Origin of the sequence: Goodfellowiella coeruleoviolacea, assembly GCF_024171785.1 — a bacterium.
Lineage (GTDB): Bacteria > Actinomycetota > Actinomycetes > Mycobacteriales > Pseudonocardiaceae > Goodfellowiella > Goodfellowiella coeruleoviolacea.
The window spans coordinates 1-1850 of the sequence record NZ_JAMTCK010000052.1 but is presented as its reverse complement, the minus strand read 5'-3'; the positions used below and the strand labels follow the sequence as shown (position 1 = coordinate 1850).

1 protein-coding gene and 1 pseudogene are annotated in these 1850 nt (G+C 73.1%); both read left to right on the top strand.

Translation table 11 applies throughout. From position 1 onward, the window contains the following. Nucleotides 1-615 (top strand): annotated as a pseudogene (locus LX83_RS37530) (MCE family protein); the annotation flags it as partial. Then, nucleotides 612-1760: an MCE family protein gene (locus LX83_RS37525; protein WP_253780964.1), complete on the top strand. Its 1149-nt coding sequence runs from the start codon at nucleotides 612-614 to the stop codon at nucleotides 1758-1760. The pseudogene LX83_RS37530 and the gene LX83_RS37525, both read left to right, overlap by 4 nt. Nucleotides 1761-1850: the final 90 nt, after the last annotated feature.

Sequence of the window (1850 nt, the reverse complement as noted above, 5' to 3'; positions counted from 1 at the left end):
ACCCGGACGCTGTCCGGCTCGCGCGAGGACCTGTTCGCCACCGTGGACAGCCTGCGGCGGTTCACCGGCATGCTCGCCGACAACGACACCCAGGTGCGCCAGGTGGTCGGGCAGCTGGCCGAGGTGACCGGGTTCCTGGCCGGCGAGCGCGACGAGCTGGCCGCCGCGCTCAGCCAGTTGGCCACCGCCCTCGGTCAGGTGCACGGCTTCGTCCAGGACAACCGCGACCACCTCAAGTCCAATGTGGACAAACTGGCGGAGATCACCGGGGTGCTGGTCGACCAGCGCGCGTCCGTGGCCGAAGCGCTGGACCTGACGCCGTTGAGCCTGCAGAACCTGATCAACGCCTACAACCCGGAGCGGGCCGTGCTGGACTCCCGCACCGACATCAACGAGTTCAGCATGGTCAACGTGACCGGGTGCCCGGCCTGGCTGACCGCGTGCGCGCCACCGCTGACCAGACCGGGCGGGCAGCTGCCCGGCGGTTCCCCGCCCGACCCGGCGGACCCGCCGGTGCTGCCCCTGCCCTCGGTCGGCCAGGTGCACGGCGTCGTCCCGGGAGCGGGCGGCAGCCAGGAACCGAGCGGCACCCCGGGGGAGGGCGGTCAGCCATGAACCAGGTGAACCCCGTGCGGCGCAACGGGACCCGGCCGGTGCTCGGCTGGCTGTGCGCGGTGCTGGTGGCCGTCTCCGGCTGCACCTCGGGCGGCTTCACCGGCCTGTACGCGCTGCCGCTGCCCGGCGGCGCCGACGTGGGCGCGCACCCCTACCGGGTGGCCATCGAGTTCGCCGACGTGCTCGACCTGGTGCCGCAGGCCGGCGTCAAGGTCAACGACGTCCCGGTGGGCCGGGTGGAGCGGATCGGGCTGTCCGAGGACGGCCGGAAAGCCGTCGTCACCGTCGCGGTGAACGACTCGGTGCGCCTGCCGGCCAACGCCGTGGCCCGGCTGCGCCAGTCCAGCCTGCTCGGCGAGAAGTACGTGGAGCTGGCCGCACCGGACGGCGACGCCTCGGCCGACCGGCTCACCGACGGCGCGGTGATCCCGGTGGCGCGCACCAACCGCAACCCCGAGGTCGAGGAGGTGCTCGGCGCGCTGTCGCTGCTGCTCAACGGCGGCGGCATCGGCCAGCTCCAGGAGATCACCAGGGAACTGAACAAGGTCATGGCCGGCAACGAGAGCGAGATCCGCGGCTTCCTCTCCACCGTGGACACGCTGGTGTCCGATCTGGACGCGCACCGGGGCGAGATCACCAGGGCGCTGGACGGGCTCAACCGGCTGTCGGCGACCCTGGCCGGCCGGCGCGACCAGATCGGCACCGTGCTGGACGACCTGGAACCCGGCCTGCGGGTGCTCAGCGACCAGCGCGGCCAGCTGGTGACGATGCTGCGCACCCTGGACACCCTGGCCACCGTCGCGGTGGACACGGTCAACCGCGGCCGCGACGACCTGGTCGCCGACCTGACCGCGCTCGCCCCGACCCTGCGCCAGCTCGCCGAGTCCGGCGAGAACCTGCCGCAGGCGCTGGAGATCCTGTTCACCTACCCGTTCACCGACGCGGCCCTGGACGGCGTCAAGGGCGACTACCTCAACCTCTACCTGACCCTGACCAGCGGTGGCGGCACCGGCCAACCCGGTCAGGGCCGACCCGACCAGGAACAGCCCGCCGACCGGCGCCCCGCCGGCCAGGCCCAGGACGGGCCGCTGGTGCTGCCGCTGCCCGCCATCGGGCCGGCGCTGGGCAGTGCGGGAGGCCGCTGATGCTCACCAGGGCGACGCGGGTCCGGGTGGTGGTGTTCGTGGTGGTCGCGCTGCTGGGCATCAGCTATGTCAGCGCGCGGTACGCGGGGC